The following is an 18,023-nucleotide window of genomic DNA, read 5'->3' as shown; positions in this document are numbered from 1 at the left end:
AGACAAATCGCTTACCCACATATAAGCTTGATGAAATACTCATCAAGCTTTTTTAGTTTTATGGATAAGGTCAATTACCACAGTACTGAGAACAAAGAGATCAGCCTGATTGAAGCGAACTATCAGTCGTTCGCTTTTTCACGCCACTATCATCTTGATTTTCATATTGGTCTTATCACGGGTGGACAACAAAAGTTCCACTATAAAGGTGCTAGCCATCATGTTGGTGAAGGGCAATTAGTCATCATGCCCCCTGATGAACTGCATGATGGAAAATCCATGTTGGAGTCCGGTTATCAAACCCGAGTGTTTGCACTTGACCCTGAGTGGTTTAGCGACCTTGCTCAGCTAAAGCAACCGAGTGACTTACTTCATTTCAAGCAACTGATTATTTCTGATCAGAAAGTGTTTCAGCCCCTTTCTCAATTGCACCTATTGCTAACAGACAACAACATCAGCCAACTGGCAAAAGATTGCTTACCTTACGAGGGTTTTGAACGCCTATTTCGTCACTACGGCAGTTTAGAGCAAAAACGCGCTGTCCCTTTGGGTAACCAATCTATGGCAACCTTGAAAGAGTATCTGTTAGACAATCTCGATCAGCCAGTACGATTAGAGCAACTGTCACAACTGTGTGAGCTGAGCCCAACCCAGTTTCAACGCCATTTTAAAGCCAAAGTCGGCTTAACCCCCTACGCATGGCTGAGCCGTCTGCGCATGGAGCAAGGAATGAAACTGCTTAAATCCGGAGTGAGCGGAACTGAAGTGGCGTATCAAGTAGGTTTCTATGATCAGGCCCATTTTAGCAAAGCGTTTAAGTCCACTTTCGGCGTTAATCCTTCTCAAATCAGCTAGTGTCAGTTTTTTACAATCTTTCACAGGTAATCCATAGCACACTAAAGCTATCTAAAATCATCAATCGAGTCCGATGAACGAAATAACTATCCTCACCACTTTAGCCGTGGTTCACTTTGTTGCTCTTATGAGCCCAGGCCCTGATTTTGCCTTAGTGGTACAGAATGCGACACGCTATGGTCGTCAAACTGGGTTGTATATTGCTTTGGGTCTTTCGTGTGGCATCTTACTACACTCCATTCTTAGCCTAACTGGCATCAGCTATCTGGTTCACCAACAGCCAACTCTGTTTGCTTTGCTTCAGCTCGCTGGCGGTAGCTACCTTTTCTACTTAGGCTTTGGCGCGCTTAAAGCGAGCTGGGCGAGTTTGCGTAACGCGAAAGTAAAAGAAAGCGCTTCTGCAGAGCAGCCAAGCCTGCTCCTCGGCAACAAACGCCAAGCTTTTTCGCGCGGCTTTGCAACCAACATCCTTAACCCCAAAGCACTGGTGTTTTTTGTCAGCCTTATGTCGAGCCTTGTACCAGCCAGCATGTCACTAACCGGAAAGGGGATGGCACTGATGATCTTATGGAGTATCTCATTACTGTGGTTTTCCTTTCTCGCCTGGGCTCTCTCCACGCAACGTATGCAACGCAAGATAAAAGCGACAGCCCACTACGTTGATGGGTTATGCGGCATTCTGTTTACCGTGCTTGGACTTGGCATTCTTTGGCAATCTACCACGGCGATCACTGCTCTGTTTTAATCCATTGGTGTCTAAAATTTGATTCAAGATTACAATTTGATAACAAACCCTTAGACCTAAACCTCTTCCACTGTCACTCTTGATCTGCATAAAAAAAGGAGAACAAGATGCAGTGGAAACTCAAATTTCTAACCACATGTTTGCTTGCAACGTCAGCAACAACTTGGGCCAACCAAGCAGCCGATTCTGTAGCGCCCGAGCACAGTAGTGGCCTAGAGAACAAACAATTGGTCACCGCCAAAGAGTGGATGGTGACTGCAGCGAACCCAATCGCTACCCAAGCGGGCGCAGATATTCTTGCCAAAGGGGGTAACGCGATTGATGCTATGGTCACCACCCAGCTAATGCTAGGTTTGGTTGAACCACAATCTTCAGGTATTGGTGGTGGCGCGTTCCTTGTCTATTGGGACGCCAAAAATCAGCAACTCACCACGTATGACGGCCGAGAAACAGCTCCACTCGATGCGACACCTCGTCTATTCCAAGACGTCAATGGCGAACCACTGAAGTTTTACGACGCAGTGGTAGGCGGACGATCAGTAGGTACGCCGGGTACCGTCAAGTTGATGTGGGATACACACCAAAAATACGGCAAACTTGCTTGGGCAGATCTTATCCAGCCAGTTGTCAACGTTGCCAAACAAGGCTTTGAGATCAGTCCACGCCTAGCGACACTAATAGAGAAAGATGCCGAGCGTCTAAGCCGCTTTGCCACCACGAAAGCTTACTTCTTCAATCCAGATGGCTCACCTAAAACGGCGGGTACCTTACTTAAAAACCCAGAGTATGCGGCAACACTCACTGCGATTGCTAAAGGTGGCGCGCAAGCTTTTTATCAAGGTGAAATCGCTGAAGATATTATCGAAACGGTGCAGAGTGCCGCCGGTAACCCAGGGGTACTCGCCCAGAAAGACTTTGATGCGTACTCAATTAAGCAAAGAGACGCGGTGTGCTCGGCTTACCAAAGCTTTGATGTCTGTGGAATGGGGCCGCCAAGTTCAGGTGCTCTGACTGTTGGCCAGATCTTATCTATTACCGAGAGTTTCGACCTCAAGTCTTGGGGACCAGATAATGCAAAATCATGGCAAGTGATTGCAGACGCATCTCGCTTAGCCTTTGCCGATCGCGGTATGTACATGGCAGATGAAGACTTTGTGCCAATGCCAACCCAAGGTCTACTCGATAAAGAGTATCTAAAGCAGCGCGCACAACTCATTCAACCGGGTAAAGCACTAGAGTCAGTGAGTGCAGGTAGCCCACCTTGGAGCTATGCACAGCGTCAAAGCATGGATGAATCCATCGAGCTACCTTCAACCAGCCACTTCAATGTGGTCGATAAACAAGGCAACGTGGTTTCCATCACCACAACGATTGAGAATGCATTTGGCTCACGCTTGATGACCAATGGCTTCCTACTCAACAATGAGCTGACCGATTTCTCTTTCCGCTCTCATAAAGAAGGTAAGCCGATTGCGAACCGTTTAGAACCAGGAAAACGTCCACGTTCATCAATGGCACCAACCATCATCATGCAAGATGACAAACCATATATGGCTATTGGCTCACCGGGTGGCAGTCGTATTATTGGTTATGTCGCACAAGCCATTATTGCCCACACTCAATGGGGAATGGATATTCAGCAAGCAACCAACCAACCTCATCTGTTGAACCGTTTCGGCACTTTAGACGTAGAGCAAGGTACTAGCGCGGAAAAATTCAAACCTCAACTAGAGGAAATGGGCTTTAAGGTCAATGTTCGCGATCTGAACTCAGGATTACACGCGATTTTACTGCAAGATAACCAATTGCAAGGCGCCGCTGATCCACGACGAGAAGGTACAGCAATCGGTAAGTAACCTCAGCTCGGGATAATCTAAGCCAGTCAGTACCGCTCTTTCAGCGCCTAACCGCGTTAAAATCACCGCCATAGACAAGCTATGGACTTGTGATTTTGCCTTGTTATGCATCTGAAATAACCGCACTGACTCACCCAAAAAGTAAGTGACTCGCATATATAGCGTCGACTTTCTTATCCCGAGCTGAGATTAATAAGCGTAGATCGACTCACTTGCTTGTGCGAGATCTCTCACAAGCAAGTGAGTAAAAATAGCTTTTTGGCTGAGAAAAATGTAAACAACAATATCTAAATCACTGTTTTATAAGGATACGTATAAAGCGTAAACGAATTTTTATGTAGAAAAACGTTTGCCTTATATTGCTGAAATTCGTTAGACGAGTAATATGAATGGTGTCGGAAGGATGCTGACACGGAACAGGAAATTACCACGGATTAGGTAATCTTCAGGAAGAAGATACGGTTGCTTAGGATGAGTAATCGGCATGGAAAGCGAATTGGACATTGAACGGACGCAATAGTAACTAGGATGGTTGCTACTAAGGATGGGAAATGGACACCTCTGGACGAGGAAAGGACTTATCATCAGGACGATGAAAAGGACACCGCTCAAGGAACAAGCGAAGTGAGCTAACGAGGATTGTTAGCAGACCAGGATAGGGTCAAGGACACCGCTAGGATGGCGATGAATGGACTAAGCTGAAGGACGTCAGCATACTATCAAGGATTAGATGCATGGAGCACCTATAGTAGCCGGATTGCTGCGAGTAAGACTATAACCCCGATGGGCTTGCGCCCTCGGGGTTTTTCTTTATCTTTTTCTCTTCATATTTGAACTTTAGACTGCGTTGTCTGCTTTCACTCGCCCCATCACATAGGTTCCCTATGCTCAGGGGACTCGTTCAATTGTCGCCTTGTCTACAAGTCCAACTATTTTGAGAAAATAAACTTAGCGTTTATAACGTTTCTAGCTTGGCGTAAGCGGTCACCAACCACTTAATACCCTCACCGTTAAAAGCGACTTGTACACGACTTTGTGGACCACTGCCTTCAAAGTTGATAATGGTACCCTCACCAAACTTAGGGTGCATAACTCGCGAGCCCAAACTAAAGCCAGTTTCATTGAAACTCTCTTTAACCACAGTCTGGCTAAAGCGACCTGAGCTTGCCGGACGGCTCACCTGCGCTTTCATACGCACTTCATCAAGACAGGTCTCTGGCAATTCACGAATAAAACGGGATGGCTTATGGTACTTATCCTGACCGTATAAACGGCGCATCTCTGCATAGGTGATATAGAGCTTTTCCATTGCTCGCGTCATGCCGACGTAGCAAAGGCGGCGCTCCTCTTCCAAACGCCCTGCTTCTTCTGCAGACATCTGGCTTGGGAACATGCCTTCTTCCACACCGACCATAAACACAAGCGGGAACTCTAGACCTTTTGCACTGTGCAGTGTCATAAGCTGAACGGCATCTTCAAACTCGTCAGCCTGACCTTCACCCGCTTCGAGCGCAGCATGAGTTAAGAAAGCCGTCAGTAAGGTCATTTCTTCTGCTTCTTCTGGCTTTTCAAACTGGCGGGTCGCCGTTACAAGTTCTTCCAAGTTCTCAATACGAGCTTTAGACTTCTCGCCTTTTTCTTGCTCGTACATAGCAAACAAACCTGAGTACTTGATGACGTGGTCGGTTTGCTCATGCAATGAAAGCTCACAAGTGTCATCTTCTAAGGCGTTAACCAATTCAACGAAACGGCTTAGGGCTCCAGCAGCACGACCAGCTAAGACTTTTTCATCAAGGAGCGCAACGCTGGCTTCCCACATGGTGCAACCGCGATCGCGCGCAGCAAAACGAATCGTCTCTAAGGTTTTATCCCCTAAACCACGAGTTGGCGTATTCACCACTCGCTCAAAAGCCGCATCATCGTTACGATTAGCCATTAAGCGCAGATAGCTAAGTGCATCTTTGATTTCTTGGCGTTCGAAGAATCGCATACCACCGTAAATACGATAAGGTAAGCCTGCCTGAATCAACGCTTCTTCCAGTACACGGGACTGGGCGTTATTTCGATACAGCATAGCGGCATCATTCAGCGCTCCGCCTTTGTCTTGCCATTCCTTTATCTTATTCACGGCAAAGCGAGCTTCATCCAGCTCGTTATAGGCTGAGTAAACAGAAATTGGCTCACCTTCCGCGCCGTCCGTCCACAGCTCTTTACCCATTCGCTCAGTATTATTGGCAATCAGGGTATTGGATGCCTCTAGGATGGTTTTTGTTGAGCGATAGTTTTGCTCAAGACGAATGGTGTTAACGCTTGGAAACTCTCGGGTGAATTTCTCAATGTTCTCGATTTTTGCGCCGCGCCAACCATAAATGGACTGATCGTCATCACCGACAATCATGACATGAGAGTCAGGTCCCGCCATCATGCGTAACCAAGCGTACTGAATGTTGTTGGTGTCTTGGAATTCGTCGACCAAGATATGCTTGAAGCGAGCTTGATAGTGCTCTCGAACAAACTTGTTATCACGCAATAACTCATGGGCACGAAGCAGGATTTCAGCAAAATCGACCAGGCCTGCACGGTCACACGCTTCTTGATAAGCCGTATAAAGCTGCAAGTAAGTTTTAGTGATGGGGTCGTGATAAGCATCAATATGATTCGGGCGTAGACCTTCATCTTTTTTGCCATTGATCCACCAACTAACCTGACGCGCTGGCCACTGTTTTTCATCAAGGTTTTGCGCTTTTATCAAGCGACGTAACAAGCGCTGCTGATCGTCTGTATCAATGATCTGAAAATCTTCAGGTAATTTAGCATCCAGATAGTGAGCACGAAGGATACGATGACAGATACCATGGAATGTGCCGTTCCACATACCCGAAGCACTGCCCATCATTAGCTCTTCAATACGCCCGCGCATTTCCGCCGCCGCTTTGTTAGTGAAGGTCACCGACATAATAGAGAACGGCGAAGCTTGCTCAACAGACATCAACCACGCAATACGATGCACTAGCACACGTGTTTTACCACTGCCTGCGCCAGCCAATACGAGTAAGTTTTCTAGTGGTGCAGCAACGGCTTCACGCTGCTTGTCATTCAGACCATCGAGAAGTAAGGAAGGATCCATTGTGTGCTCAGTTACTGGTTATCTATACATGAAATGGCATTATACCCGAGTGACCTCAAGATGCTAGGTGCAGGGATAAGCAACTGAATTTGCCGATATTGGTACTTTTTAGGCTTCCAACACAAAAAAATAGAAAAAAAACCAACTATTAAAAGTCTGTTAAATCAATAAATTAAATAACCAAAACTAATAATAAGGTCATTTTCTATAATTTATTTGAAAGTTTTTAGGCGAGTTTTCTATCCTTTTAATTAAGCAAGTTGATGAATTACTTCATGATTCGCTTGCCCACATAAAGTAAAGGAATAAAGTCTGAGGAAATTACTATGAAAAAGTCTAATCTTGCTGTTACTGCCGCTGTTACTGGTTTAATTGCTCTTGGTGGCACAATGTTAACGGCTGCTCCAGCGGTCGCAGCAGAGAAAGAAAAATGCTACGGCGTGGCAAAAGCAGGTAAAAATGACTGTGCAACTAAAACCAGCTCATGTGCAGGTACATCAAAAGAAGACAACCAAACGGATGCTTTCGTAGTCGTACCAAAAGGTCTATGTGGCAAGCTAACTGGCGGCAGCACTCAATCTTCATAATAAAAATTTTAGGCGGCCTGAGGCTCAATCGGCCGCCTTACTTCTGCCGCTTCTACTTTCAAGGAATGCCCAGTGAATGCAGATCATTTTCATAATAAAGTCGGGGTGGGATTACGTTCACCACACCTAGATTATTTCAGCCAAGAGAAACTATCATTGTCATGGCTAGAAATCCATAGTGAAAACTATTTCCAACCCTATTCGGCACCACGTCAAACTCTACGTAAGCTTGCTAACGACTATCAAATTAGCTGTCACGGTATCGGGCTATCATTAGGCAGTGTTGAACGCGTTAACCGTCGTCACCTCAAGCAGCTGCAAGATCTCATCAGTGAAATAAACCCTTTTCTGGTTTCTGATCATTTAAGCTGGAGCGAAAATGGTGGCCATTACTTCAATGACTTGCTGCCATTGCCTTACACCGAAGAAGCCTTAGCGATCTTTTGTCGCAACGTACTTGAGGTTCAAGATACGCTGCAACGGCCAATGCTGATTGAAAACCCATCCAGCTATGTGAAGTTCAATCACTCGACGATTAGTGAATGGGACTTTTTAACTGAAGTCCAAAAGCGCACTGATTGTCGGCTGCTGTTGGACCTAAACAATATTCATGTATCCGCATTCAACCATGGCTTTGATAGCCACCATTATTTAGCTTCAATTCCAGCCGAGGCTGTGGATGAAATTCACTTGGCAGGCTTTACTGTCAAGCAGCTCGATAAGGGAGAAGTGTGGATCGATACCCATAGCCGCCCTGTCAGTGATGAAGTGTGGCAGCTGTATCAATTCTGGTTAGAACACTATGGCGAAAGACATACCTTGATTGAATGGGATCTCGATATTCCACAGCCAGAAGTCTTGCTCGCGGAAGCAGCCAAAGCGAGCGAGCAACTCAATCAGTGGCAAGCCGCGAAGAGGAAAGTGTCATGACATCAAATGCTTCACCTTCCCTAAGCGAATTACAAAGCACCTTTGCCAAAGCGCTGCACTACCAAGCCTCTGGTGAAGATTGCAATATTTGCAGCGATGTTTTCAGTGCCGATGAGAGAATGCAGATTTATCGCAATAACTTCATCATCAGCCTGAGTGAAGTCCTGCAAGCAACCTACCCGATGCTGCACGCCCTGTGGGGGGAAGAGTGCTTTGAGCAAGTTGCCCGCCAACACGTACTTAACTACCCGTTGCAAGCCGGAGATGTCAGCCACTATGGGGAGCATTTCGAACAGACTATCGAACGCTTTCCGGCGGTGATTGAAGCGGCGCCTTATAGCTTAGAAGTGGCTCGTTTCGAATGGCATATCGACCTTGCTCAGCAGCTGGGCAATCAGATCAGTCTTGCTGACGATTTACGGCCATTAGCTCACCTTGCTCATGTTGCAGAAGATCAGCAACCGCAAATTCAATTGCACCTGAAACCCGGTGTGATTGCGTTTCAGTCATCTTACGCGCTGTTCTCACTTCAGCAAGCCATCAACAGTAACAACTTTGATGGTTTAAGTTTAGAGCAAGCAGAACAAGGGATTATTGCCTACTCAGCAGAAAGCGAAGTGTGGACTTTGGCTCTCGCCGCTGAGCCTTATGAACTGCTCAATTATTTGTTGTCTGGCTGCATGCTCACTGAAGTCCCACCAGCACTACTGGCCCATTTGGACTTCCTCACTCAACATGACCTACTGGCAGGTTTCTCGCTCGCCACATTAGAAGGATAAGAATATGTCTAGCGCCATTAAGAATATGCTCGATAGCTATGATAACTGGGTCGCCAAATTTCAAGCTGGCTTTGTCCCGCTACTGCTACTGTTTTGTCGACTTTGGGTTGCTTGGGTATTCTTTAATTCTGGGCTAACCAAGATAGCCTCATGGGACAGTACCCTATTCCTATTTGAGTACGAGTATCAGGTTCCGATTTTACCTTGGGAAATGGCTGCCTATCTGGGTACAGCCGCTGAACTGATATTGCCTGTTTTTCTTGCTTTAGGACTACTCTCACGCCCAATGGCAGCGATCCTGTTTGTGTTTAACATTATCGCCGTCGTATCTTATCCCGTTCTGTGGGACAAAGGCTTTTATGATCACCAGCTGTGGGGCTTAATGATCTTGAATGTCGTGGTTTGGGGGCCTGGTGTTATCTCAGCCGATAAAGTACTACGTAGTAAGCTTGGCTAATCTTCTGAAGATAAGTCTTCTTTGACAGAGTTAACCGCATCTCGTGATGCATGACCAATTGCCTTGGTTGTATCACGGGTTGCATGACCTATCGCTGTAGTGGTGTCACGAGTTGCGTGACCAATCGCCGTTCCCGCCTCTTTTAGCTCAGCACATCCTGACATAACCACTGCTAAACCAGCACCTAACAAAATTTTGTTAACTAACATAAAACCTCCATGCAATTAATGGGAGGCATAATAACAAAAACCGCCGCTCTGTATCAGAGGGGCGGTTTCGAATTGATTAAATTCTTACTTTCAAGTTAGGCAGCAATACCTGAATGACGCAGTAACGCATCAATCTGCGGCTCACGACCACGGAAGCGTTTAAACAGCTCCATCGGCTCTTCACTGCCGCCCATTTCAAGAATGTTGTTCAAGAAGCTTTGACCAGTTTCGGTATTGAAAATGCCTTCCTCCTCAAAACGTGAGAACGCATCAGAAGAGAGCACTTCTGCCCATAGGTAGCTGTAGTAACCCGCACTGTAACCACCAGCAAAGATGTGACTAAAGCTGTGCGAGAAACGGTTCCACTCTAAGCTTGGCAACACCGCGACTTTTGATTTCACTTCTGCCAGTGTATCTAAGACACGTGGACCAACTTCTGGGTCAAACTCAGTGTGCAGAGTAAAATCAAACAGACCAAACTCTAGCTGACGAAGAATGAACATCGCAGACTGGAAGTTTTTCGCTGCTAGCATCTTCTCTAACATTTCTTTCGGCAGTGGTTCGCCTGTTTCAAAGTGACCAGAGATAAACGCCAGCGCATCCTCTTCCCAGCACCAGTTCTCAAGGAACTGACTTGGCAGCTCTACCGCATCCCAAGGCACACCATTGATACCAGATACAGCACCCGTCTCTACTTGAGTCAGCATATGGTGAATACCATGACCAAACTCGTGGAACAGAGTCACAACTTCATCATGGGTAAACAGTGCTGGCTTATCTCCGACAGGACGGTTGAAGTTACAGGTTAGGTACGCCACCGGTGTTTGCAGCTCGCCACTTTCATTGTTACGGCGCACGCGGCACTCATCCATCCAAGCACCACCGCGCTTGTGTTCACGAGCATACAAATCAAGATAGAAGCTACCGCGAAGGTTGCTATCTGCATCAAAGATATCAAAGAAGCGTACCGATTCATGCCAAGTATCAACCCCTTCACGTTCAGTGACCGTCATACCGAAGACACGATTTAGCACTTCAAATAGACCACTGACCGCTTTTGCTTCAGGGAAGTAAGGGCGCAACTCTTCGTCAGAAATCTGGAACAGATGCTGTTTTTGCTTCTCGCTGTAGTAAGCAATATCCCAAAGGTTAAGTGCTTCAACGCCAAACTCGCTCTTAGCAAACTGACGCAGCTCTTCTACTTCACGCTCACCTTGAGGCTTAGCCTTGCTCGCTAAATCATTTAAGAAGCTAAGAACCTGAGAAGGGTTTTCCGCCATCTTAGTCGCAAGCGATTTTTCACTGTAGGTATTGAAACCCAACATACGTGCGATTTCATGACGCAGTTTCAGTTGCTCATTGATGATCTCACTGTTGTCCCACTCGCCCGCTTTGGGACCTCGATCCGAGGCGCGAGTGACATACGCTTCATATAGCTCTTTGCGCAGTTCTTGATTGTCACAGTAGGTCATTACTGGCAGGTAAGAAGGGATATCTAAAGTCAGCAGGTATCCATCAAGCTCTTTTGCTTCGGCTGCCGCTTTTGCTGCCGCCAACGCAGACTCTGGCATACCTGCTAGTTGCGCTTCATCTTCAACATGCTTAGTCCAACCCATAGTGGCATCGAGCACATTGTTAGAGAACTTAGAGCCGAGCTCCGACATACGCTTGCTGATTTCACCATAGCGATGTTGCTCATCGGCAGGCAGACCAATACCTGACAACTCAAAGTCACGCAGTGAATCAGTGATGGTTTTCTTTTGTGCCTGAGTCAAAGCGGCAAATTCTTCACTCGCTTTGATTGCCTTGTAGGCTTCAAATAGGCCCTTGTGTTGCCCAACCCAAGTACCATACTCAGATAACAGAGGCAGACAACTTTCGTAGGCTTCGCGTAGCTCATCGCTGTTCACCACCGAGTTCATATGGCTCACTGGTGACCAAATACGGCTTAAGCGGTCATCCACTTCTTCTATTGGCGCTACCACACTGCTCCAAGTCGGTTGACTGTTACCCTCTAGTACGCTGTCGATTTTAGCGCGGCAATCTGCAATCGCTTGTTCAACAGCTGGCTTAACGTGTTCCGGTTTGATCTGAGAAAATGGAGGCAAATCGGTAAAGCTAAGAAGTGGATTAGACATAAATCATTCCTTTTATTGGCAAGCGAACTGACGGGTTCGTCTATTAAGTATATTCAACGTCTTATAGATTAAATATAGGTGGCGTCGTCATTTTTCAATAGAAGGGATTCGCTAAGTTGTTGCTAAATGCGAGCATCCCAAAGCCACTGAGTATATAATCGGCGAATCGTTCGTACTAACTTCAATATGGTTTAAAGACCATTTCGAGAGTGTCATTTTGTTAAGTTATCGCCACAGTTTTCACGCCGGCAACCACGCAGACGTGATTAAACATATCGTTCAGAGTCTTATTCTTAACTCACTGAAGCAGAAAGAAAAGCCGTTTGTTTATCACGATACTCACTCAGGTGTTGGTCGTTATGACTTAACCCACGAGTGGTCAGAGAAAACCAGTGAATACAAACAAGGTATCGCCCGAGTTTGGCAACAGAATGATATTCCAGAAGATATTCAGAGCTATCTAGAGGCGATTAAAACGCTTAACAATGGTGACTCACTGCGTTACTACCCTGGCTCACCACGCGTCGCTCGTGCTCACCTGCGCCAGCAAGATCGCATGGTACTGACTGAGTTGCACCCAGCCGATCACCCGTTACTTGAACAAGAATTTCATCGTGACCGCCAAGTAAGCATCTATAAAGAAGATGGTTTTAAGCGTCTGAAAGCGAGTTTACCGCCAAAAGAGCGTCGTGGCTTAGTCTTGATTGACCCGCCCTACGAGCTAGCAAAAGAGTATCGCGACGTGGTACAGGCGATTTACCAAAGCCATAAACGTTGGGCGACCGGTATTTACGCGATTTGGTACCCAGTGGTCAATCGCTGCGATATCGAAGATATGATTGAAGGCCTAGAAGGTCTTGGCATTCGCAAGATACTGCAAATAGAACTAGGCATAACCCCTGATACCAACGAGCGTGGTATGACTGCATCAGGCATGATAGTTATCAACCCTCCGTGGAAACTAGAAAGCCAAATGAACGAGATTCTACCTTTCTTGAAAGAGGCAATTGCTCCTGCAACTGGGCACTTTAAAGTCGAATGGATAGTGCCAGAGTAAATCGGACCAAATTATTTAAGGGCGTAACCTATTGAGGTTACGCCTTTTTTATTGAACGAAGAAAATATTTCAATATTTTTAAAATTAAATGTCGTCTTTTGTTTTTCTCTATCGTCTTAGTAAGTGTAAATACTCCACTACTTTAGGAAAACACCATGCTTAAGATCGTTAGCTTTATAATTTGTCCATTTGTTCAACGTGTCACTGCAGCATTAGAAGCCAAGCAAATCCCTTATGAAATTGAATATATTGAGCTAAAAAACAAGCCACAATGGTTCTTAGATATCTCGCCTAATGGGCAGGTACCCGTCATGGTCACAGAGTCAGGAACTGCTCTGTTCGAATCAGACGCCATCATTGAATACATTGAAGATGAGTATGGCCCACTAGAGCAAGGGGTGACTAACGAACAACGAGCATTGGATCGAGCTTGGAGTTACCTAGGTTCTAAACATTATCTAGCGCAATGCGGCACGATGAGCAGTAAAGACCAAGAGACTTTTGAGCAACGCGAAGGAAAACTACTAACAGCGTTTAGAAAAGCAGAAAAACAGCTCAGTGAGGGCAATAAGTTCTTTAAGTCCAACCAGTTAAGCAATGTCGATATGGCGTGGTTGCCACTATTGCATCGAGCAGCCATCGTAAAAGAGCATTCTGGGTACGATTTCTTATGCGGTTTACCTAAAATGCAGGCTTGGCAGCGTAACCTATTAGACACTGGTCTGGTAGAAAAGACCGTTTCCGGTGACTTTGAGGATAAATTCCACAGCTTTTACCTCACCAATACTTACCTAGGTGAAGGAAAAGATATTCAAACCCAAGGCTGCTGTGGCCCTGCTAGCTGCTGCGATTAAGCCTTTCATACATACAGCGGAATAGCACCTTATTCCGCTATACTACCTATTCATCGTTATTTGTCATAAGAAATGTCACTTTTTCCCATTTAGGAAATGGCTAGACTCGATTTATGATAGACGGTGGGATAAATAACAAATCATTTTGGTGATATTGAGTTCGTTCACTTTCACCCCAATGTAATTGTTATCAGAAAAATTAATAATCTTGGAGAAAGTAATGGCGACTCATTTTGATTACATCTGTATCGGCGGTGGCTCTGGCGGTATCGCATCAGCAAACCGCGCAGCTATGTACGGCGCTAAAGTTGCACTTATCGAAGCTCAAGACCTAGGTGGCACCTGTGTAAACGTCGGCTGTGTGCCGAAGAAGGTTATGTGGCATGGCGCTCAAGTTGCAGATGCAATGAACCTATACGCTGAAGATTACGGCTTTGACATCGACGTTAAAGGCTTTGATTGGAGCAAACTCGTAGAGAGTCGTCAGGCTTACATTGGTCGTATTCACCAGTCTTACGATCGTGTACTGGGCAACAACAAGGTTAATGTCATCAAAGGCTTTGCTAAGTTTGTTGACGAGAAAACGGTCGAAGTGAATGGCGAACATTACACCGCTGACCACATCCTAATTGCAGTAGGTGGACGCCCGACTATTCCTAACATTCCAGGTGCAGAATACGGCATCGACTCAAATGGCTTTTTCGACTTACAAGAGCAGCCAAAGCGCGTCGCGGTTATCGGTGCTGGCTACATCGCAGTAGAAATTGCAGGTGTACTGAATGCACTTGGCACTGAAACGCACCTTTACGTACGTAAAGAGTCGCCACTACGTAGCTTTGATCCAATGATCATCGAAACGTTGGTTGAAGTAATGGAAGCTGAAGGACCTAAACTGCATACTCACTCTATTCCAAAAGAAGTGGTGAAAGAAGCAGACGGTAGCCTGACTCTTCACCTAGAGAACGGCAACACGCAAAACGTTGACCAACTCATCTGGGCTATTGGTCGTCACCCAGCAACCGATGCAATCAACCTAGCTTCAACAGGTGTAGAAACCAACGACCGCGGTTACATCAAGGTCGATGAATTCCAAGCGACTAACGTTCCAGGTATCTACTGTGTTGGCGACATCATGGAAGGTGGTATCGAACTCACACCTGTTGCGGTTAAAGCAGGTCGTCAGTTATCTGAGCGCCTGTTTAACAACAAGCCAAATGCGAAGATGGACTACAACCTAGTCCCTACCGTGGTATTTAGCCACCCACCAATCGGTACCATTGGTCTAACGACACCAGAAGCGGAAGAGAAGTACGGCAAAGACAACGTGAAAGTTTACACCTCTGGCTTTACCGCGATGTACACTGCCGTTACTAAGCACCGTCAGCCATGTAAGATGAAATTGGTCTGCGCGGGTGAAGAAGAAACCGTTGTTGGCCTACATGGCATCGGCTTCACCGTCGATGAGATGATTCAAGGCTTCGGTGTCGCGATGAAGATGGGCGCAACTAAAGCAGACTTCGATTCTGTGGTTGCCATCCACCCTACGGGCTCAGAAGAGTTCGTGACTATGCGTTAATCGCTGATGTGCGACGTTAAACATAAAAAGCAGACCTTGTGTCTGCTTTTTGTTTGCCAGTTAAAAGCCGACTAAGGTGACTTTCCCTTGTAGAGCTCCATCTAGTTGGCAGGTGAAATCAACCCGCTTATCCGCGTCTTTATCGTATAAAGTTTTCAACTTATCAAACGCACTAGGAACAAAGCTGATATTTTTTAGACGTAAGCTCTTACGGGTTTGGCTGTCCAAAAATGCCAAAGCTGAACGGTCTAGAACTTGGTGGCAAGCATCTAATACCCCCTTGCTCGCGAGCTTGCTCTGAATCACTTGCTGAATGTCCCCCTTCGAGATAACAGAACTCGTCTGAGCAAAAACGCAGATCGCATGCAGGTCAAGCATTGCGACAGCACGAGGGCGCTGGGTTGCAGTGTCTTCATATACGGCTAAAAGGCACGGAATCTTGCTCTCATCGAACAATTGTGGAGCAATATTGTTGAGAGTTAAGCTATCACCGAGCTCCCTTTGCAGCAGTTTCTCAAGTTGCGATAACTTAGGCAAAGCTAACTCTTTTTGCACTTCAGTGATCGAATCGAGTGTTTTCTTACTTTCTTCCACGCCTTGCACTAAAGGAAGCAAGTAACGGTGCAACTCACTGTCTTCGAAAGGCTTAGTTAACACAAAGCTAGCACCAGCAGCTTGAGCTTGCTTGATTTGGCTCTCATCATCAACCGTAGTAATCATACCTACCTTTATCCCAACCCCAAGCTTCATAAGCTCTTCAGTGAGTGTTAGACCTGTCATATCCGGCATGTACCAATCTGTTAGCACAATATCTGGATGCCATTCTTTTGCCAGCTCTAATGCTTGAGTCGCACTGCAGGTTTTCTCGATCGATAAACGACAATAACCAAAGCTCTCCAAGCCCCGCCTAACTATCTCCAAAGTTGCCTTACTGTCGTCCACAATCAAAATTTTCACAGGTCGCCGTCACCTCCCAGACTGAACTGTCTAAATTATAGGCATATTTTCCACTGACAACTAAACTTACAGTCGATGAATGTCCCAACTTACGTATTTGATAGATGGATTTATTACCGAGATTAACCCTAGAAAACCTAATTGCCCTCGCGGTCGACTTTGGACTACTGATACTTTTGGTGTGGTTTATCATATTGCTTTTGATTTTGCGCGAGTTCCGCCAGTTTGCCCGCCAGGTCGTCATTGGCCGTGATATGGACAGAAACACCTACGAACTTTGTCAGCACTCTGTCGACAAGGCACTCAGCTACACAGCGGACAATGGTGATACGCTCAACGACTTAATTCTGATTCAGCAAGCTCTGGAAAGTCAGGTATCACAAATCAAAGCCGCGAAAGGAGAACTCAGTGAGCAGGAGAAAGAATCAATTGACGAGTTGAATCAAAAGCTCAATAAGTCCCACCGCCTGATCAAAAAGCTAAAAGGGGATTTAGACAGAAGTGTTAAAGGCTTAAGAAATGCCAAAAGCCGCCTACTTAAACAGACCGATACAGTGGAAAGCTTACAGTTGGAAAAAGAGCAGTTAGAAAAGCAATTTGAACAACTTGAGCAAGAGTACATTCAAATCAGTGAATCTGGTGGGTCGGCAAACCTTGCCAAAGAGTTCCAACAAGAGAAGCAGCAACTACTTGAGCAGCTTGAAGAGTATAAACAGCAAGCAGGCTCACAAGGCGATGTGGCTGGTTTAGCGGCAGAACTTGAAGCCTCTAAACAGCAATTACACCATATGACTAAAGAGAAAGATTTTGTTGAGAAAAAGTATTTGGAGCTGTTGCAAGAAGCAGAACAAAAAAATCAGTAGCGCGAGGCTACTGATTTCTTAGCTTATTTCACACACATAACATTCAGTAGTGAAGTGCCTTTTAACTTATTGGTTTTGCCACTGGTAAATAACCCTGACTTCTCAGCGCCCCAATAAGGTAGATGCATTGGCCATTTGTCTTTCTGCATCACGTTAGAAGCAAGCAGGGCTTGCCACTCAGTTGATGTTGCTAAGCGCATGCCTAAACGATAACAGGTTTTATAGGCTCCTTCGTAGTCGAGTCTATTCCACGGCAGCTCGTGTTCCATATAAAACTGGTCATTGCTGAACATGGTGTATGGCACCTTGTACTCAATACCAGAAACCGTCGCTGTTAAACGAATCGAAACATCAGATTGACGCTGCTTAGGCTCTTGAACCATAGGTTTAATTGGTTCTGGCTTCGCTTTCACTGGCGCAGGTATCACAGTAGTCGATTGCTGCTGTTTTACGACAGGCTTAGGTGTTGCGGGTTTAGGTGCTGGTTTTGCTTTCACCTGCTTTACAGGAGCCCCCTTGACCACTTCTCGAACAAATGCTTCTTTATAGCCTGGCTCAGTTTTCACTTTTGCCAATTCTGTATTTGCTTGAGCAAAGTCTTTATATGGGCCAATCAGGCAACGATAAGCTTTGGCTTCTGGCTTTGCCCATACATCCGTTGAAATATGCTGGTAAAGCTTTTTAGCCTTTACAAGAGGTAGTGGCTTACTAAACACACCACACTGAATCCAAAATGTTGACTCTTGGCCACGTGGCTGAGATTTACCCCATAACCCTTTACCAATCGGGCACGACTTATCTAGCAACGGCAATTCATTGGTAGATGCCTGCGTTGCATCGCATAAAAATTCTTCAGCAAGTGTTGGGGCTGACAAAGCGGGCAAGGCCAGTACTGCAACAAGACTCCAACACTTTAAAAAAGTTTGTTTTGGCTTTGAGGCCATATTGATATCCATACTCTTTAAATTTAATTTCGAGTTTATCCATCTACGTGGATCACTATAGTGACTTTATTGACGATTCACTGCCCTGA

Annotated in this window: 17 protein-coding genes; 11 read left to right on the top strand and 6 right to left on the bottom strand. The window is 45.8% G+C overall.

The features are described 5' to 3' along the window. The first annotated feature begins 60 nt into the window (after window positions 1-60). From AC5O63_RS20260 to ggt, 3 genes are all read left to right on the top strand, one after another. Window positions 61-855, top strand: a complete 795-nt coding sequence (locus AC5O63_RS20260) for a helix-turn-helix domain-containing protein (RefSeq protein ID WP_494506080.1) — start codon at window positions 61-63, stop codon at window positions 853-855. A 73-nt stretch (window positions 856-928) separates the two neighbouring features. Beyond that, on the top strand, window positions 929-1,600 hold the full coding sequence (locus AC5O63_RS20255; protein ID WP_494506079.1) for a LysE family translocator: 672 nt from the start codon (window positions 929-931) through the stop codon (window positions 1,598-1,600). A 107-nt stretch (window positions 1,601-1,707) separates the two neighbouring features. Then, entirely contained in the window at window positions 1,708-3,456 is a 1,749-nt protein-coding gene (gene ggt, locus AC5O63_RS20250) for a gamma-glutamyltransferase (RefSeq protein WP_494506078.1), read from the top strand. 372 nt (window positions 3,457-3,828) lie between these two features. Here ggt and AC5O63_RS20245 read toward each other — a convergent pair whose 3' ends face one another. Together AC5O63_RS20245 and uvrD are read right to left on the bottom strand one after the other, a co-directional pair. After that, window positions 3,829-3,960 (bottom strand): hypothetical protein, encoded by a 132-nt coding sequence (locus AC5O63_RS20245; RefSeq protein WP_272236456.1) that lies wholly within the window; start codon window positions 3,958-3,960, stop codon window positions 3,829-3,831. A 451-nt stretch (window positions 3,961-4,411) separates the two neighbouring features. Further along, window positions 4,412-6,583, bottom strand: a complete 2,172-nt coding sequence (gene uvrD, locus AC5O63_RS20240; protein ID WP_494506077.1) for a DNA helicase II — start codon at window positions 6,581-6,583, stop codon at window positions 4,412-4,414. A 326-nt stretch (window positions 6,584-6,909) separates the two neighbouring features. On the opposite strand from uvrD, the gene AC5O63_RS20235 reads away from it, so the two are divergent. The 4 genes from AC5O63_RS20235 (at window position 6,910) to AC5O63_RS20220 (ending at window position 9,336) form a co-directional block, all read left to right on the top strand. After that, window positions 6,910-7,170, top strand: a complete 261-nt coding sequence (locus AC5O63_RS20235; RefSeq protein WP_004745517.1) for a BufA1 family periplasmic bufferin-type metallophore — start codon at window positions 6,910-6,912, stop codon at window positions 7,168-7,170. 72 nt (window positions 7,171-7,242) lie between these two features. Beyond that, on the top strand, window positions 7,243-8,100 hold the full coding sequence (gene bufB, locus AC5O63_RS20230) for an MNIO family bufferin maturase (protein ID WP_494506076.1): 858 nt from the start codon (window positions 7,243-7,245) through the stop codon (window positions 8,098-8,100). Next, window positions 8,097-8,879 carry an HvfC/BufC N-terminal domain-containing protein gene (locus AC5O63_RS20225; RefSeq protein WP_494506075.1) on the top strand — a complete coding sequence of 261 codons (783 nt, stop codon included), beginning with the start codon at window positions 8,097-8,099 and terminating at the stop codon, window positions 8,877-8,879. Before bufB ends, AC5O63_RS20225 begins: the two co-directional genes overlap by 4 nt. 4 nt (window positions 8,880-8,883) lie before the next feature. After that, a complete protein-coding gene (locus AC5O63_RS20220) occupies window positions 8,884-9,336 on the top strand; it encodes a DoxX family protein (RefSeq protein ID WP_494506074.1) in 453 nt (150 codons plus the stop codon). Here AC5O63_RS20220 and AC5O63_RS20215 read toward each other — a convergent pair. Then, window positions 9,333-9,545, bottom strand: a complete 213-nt coding sequence (locus AC5O63_RS20215; RefSeq protein WP_494506073.1) for a hypothetical protein — start codon at window positions 9,543-9,545, stop codon at window positions 9,333-9,335. The genes AC5O63_RS20220 and AC5O63_RS20215 overlap by 4 nt on opposite strands. Before the next feature lie 95 nt (window positions 9,546-9,640). Beyond that, complete coding sequence (gene prlC / locus AC5O63_RS20210; RefSeq protein ID WP_494506072.1) at window positions 9,641-11,683, bottom strand: oligopeptidase A; 2,043 nt, start codon at window positions 11,681-11,683, stop codon at window positions 9,641-9,643. 217 nt (window positions 11,684-11,900) lie between these two features. Here prlC and AC5O63_RS20205 point away from each other — a divergent pair, with 217 nt between their 5' ends. From AC5O63_RS20205 to gorA, 3 genes are all read left to right on the top strand, one after another. Continuing rightward, window positions 11,901-12,740 carry a 23S rRNA (adenine(2030)-N(6))-methyltransferase RlmJ gene (locus AC5O63_RS20205; protein WP_494506071.1) on the top strand — a complete coding sequence of 280 codons (840 nt, stop codon included), beginning with the start codon at window positions 11,901-11,903 and terminating at the stop codon, window positions 12,738-12,740. Window positions 12,741-12,895: 155 nt separating this feature from the next. Continuing rightward, window positions 12,896-13,594 carry a glutathione S-transferase family protein gene (locus AC5O63_RS20200; RefSeq protein WP_494506070.1) on the top strand — a complete coding sequence of 233 codons (699 nt, stop codon included), beginning with the start codon at window positions 12,896-12,898 and terminating at the stop codon, window positions 13,592-13,594. A 220-nt stretch (window positions 13,595-13,814) separates the two neighbouring features. Continuing rightward, window positions 13,815-15,170 (top strand): glutathione-disulfide reductase, encoded by a 1,356-nt coding sequence (gene gorA / locus AC5O63_RS20195; RefSeq protein WP_494506069.1) that lies wholly within the window; start codon window positions 13,815-13,817, stop codon window positions 15,168-15,170. Between the two features lie 60 nt (window positions 15,171-15,230). On the opposite strand, the gene AC5O63_RS20190 is transcribed toward gorA, so the two are convergent. After that, complete coding sequence (locus AC5O63_RS20190) at window positions 15,231-16,127, bottom strand: response regulator (protein WP_494506068.1); 897 nt, start codon at window positions 16,125-16,127, stop codon at window positions 15,231-15,233. Window positions 16,128-16,231: 104 nt separating this feature from the next. Here AC5O63_RS20190 and AC5O63_RS20185 point away from each other — a divergent pair, with 104 nt between their 5' ends. Continuing rightward, window positions 16,232-16,990 carry a chromosome partitioning protein ParA gene (locus AC5O63_RS20185; RefSeq protein WP_494506067.1) on the top strand — a complete coding sequence of 253 codons (759 nt, stop codon included), beginning with the start codon at window positions 16,232-16,234 and terminating at the stop codon, window positions 16,988-16,990. 23 nt (window positions 16,991-17,013) lie between these two features. On the opposite strand, the gene AC5O63_RS20180 is transcribed toward AC5O63_RS20185, so the two are convergent. Next, window positions 17,014-17,934 carry an SPOR domain-containing protein gene (locus AC5O63_RS20180; protein WP_494506066.1) on the bottom strand — a complete coding sequence of 307 codons (921 nt, stop codon included), beginning with the start codon at window positions 17,932-17,934 and terminating at the stop codon, window positions 17,014-17,016. Window positions 17,935-18,023 lie beyond the last annotated feature (89 nt).

This window comes from Vibrio sp. SCP2 (genome assembly GCF_059295395.1).
Note: the sequence above shows the minus strand (reverse complement) of the source record. Positions and strands in the feature narration are given on the sequence as shown.

Coding starts and splice junctions, on each gene's coding strand:
- AC5O63_RS20260 (WP_494506080.1), top strand. CDS start 61: ATGGATAAGGTCAATTACCACAGTACTGAGAACAAAGAGATCAGCCTG.
- AC5O63_RS20215 (WP_494506073.1), bottom strand. CDS start 9,545: ATGTTAGTTAACAAAATTTTGTTAGGTGCTGGTTTAGCAGTGGTTATG.
- AC5O63_RS20185 (WP_494506067.1), top strand. CDS start 16,232: ATGGATTTATTACCGAGATTAACCCTAGAAAACCTAATTGCCCTCGCG.
- AC5O63_RS20220 (WP_494506074.1), top strand. CDS start 8,884: ATGTCTAGCGCCATTAAGAATATGCTCGATAGCTATGATAACTGGGTC.
- AC5O63_RS20180 (WP_494506066.1), bottom strand. CDS start 17,934: ATGGCCTCAAAGCCAAAACAAACTTTTTTAAAGTGTTGGAGTCTTGTT.
- AC5O63_RS20235 (WP_004745517.1), top strand. CDS start 6,910: ATGAAAAAGTCTAATCTTGCTGTTACTGCCGCTGTTACTGGTTTAATT.
- AC5O63_RS20245 (WP_272236456.1), bottom strand. CDS start 3,960: ATGTCCAATTCGCTTTCCATGCCGATTACTCATCCTAAGCAACCGTAT.
- AC5O63_RS20225 (WP_494506075.1), top strand. CDS start 8,097: ATGACATCAAATGCTTCACCTTCCCTAAGCGAATTACAAAGCACCTTT.
- ggt (WP_494506078.1), top strand. CDS start 1,708: ATGCAGTGGAAACTCAAATTTCTAACCACATGTTTGCTTGCAACGTCA.
- AC5O63_RS20200 (WP_494506070.1), top strand. CDS start 12,896: ATGCTTAAGATCGTTAGCTTTATAATTTGTCCATTTGTTCAACGTGTC.
- uvrD (WP_494506077.1), bottom strand. CDS start 6,583: ATGGATCCTTCCTTACTTCTCGATGGTCTGAATGACAAGCAGCGTGAA.
- gorA (WP_494506069.1), top strand. CDS start 13,815: ATGGCGACTCATTTTGATTACATCTGTATCGGCGGTGGCTCTGGCGGT.
- prlC (WP_494506072.1), bottom strand. CDS start 11,683: ATGTCTAATCCACTTCTTAGCTTTACCGATTTGCCTCCATTTTCTCAG.
- AC5O63_RS20255 (WP_494506079.1), top strand. CDS start 929: ATGAACGAAATAACTATCCTCACCACTTTAGCCGTGGTTCACTTTGTT.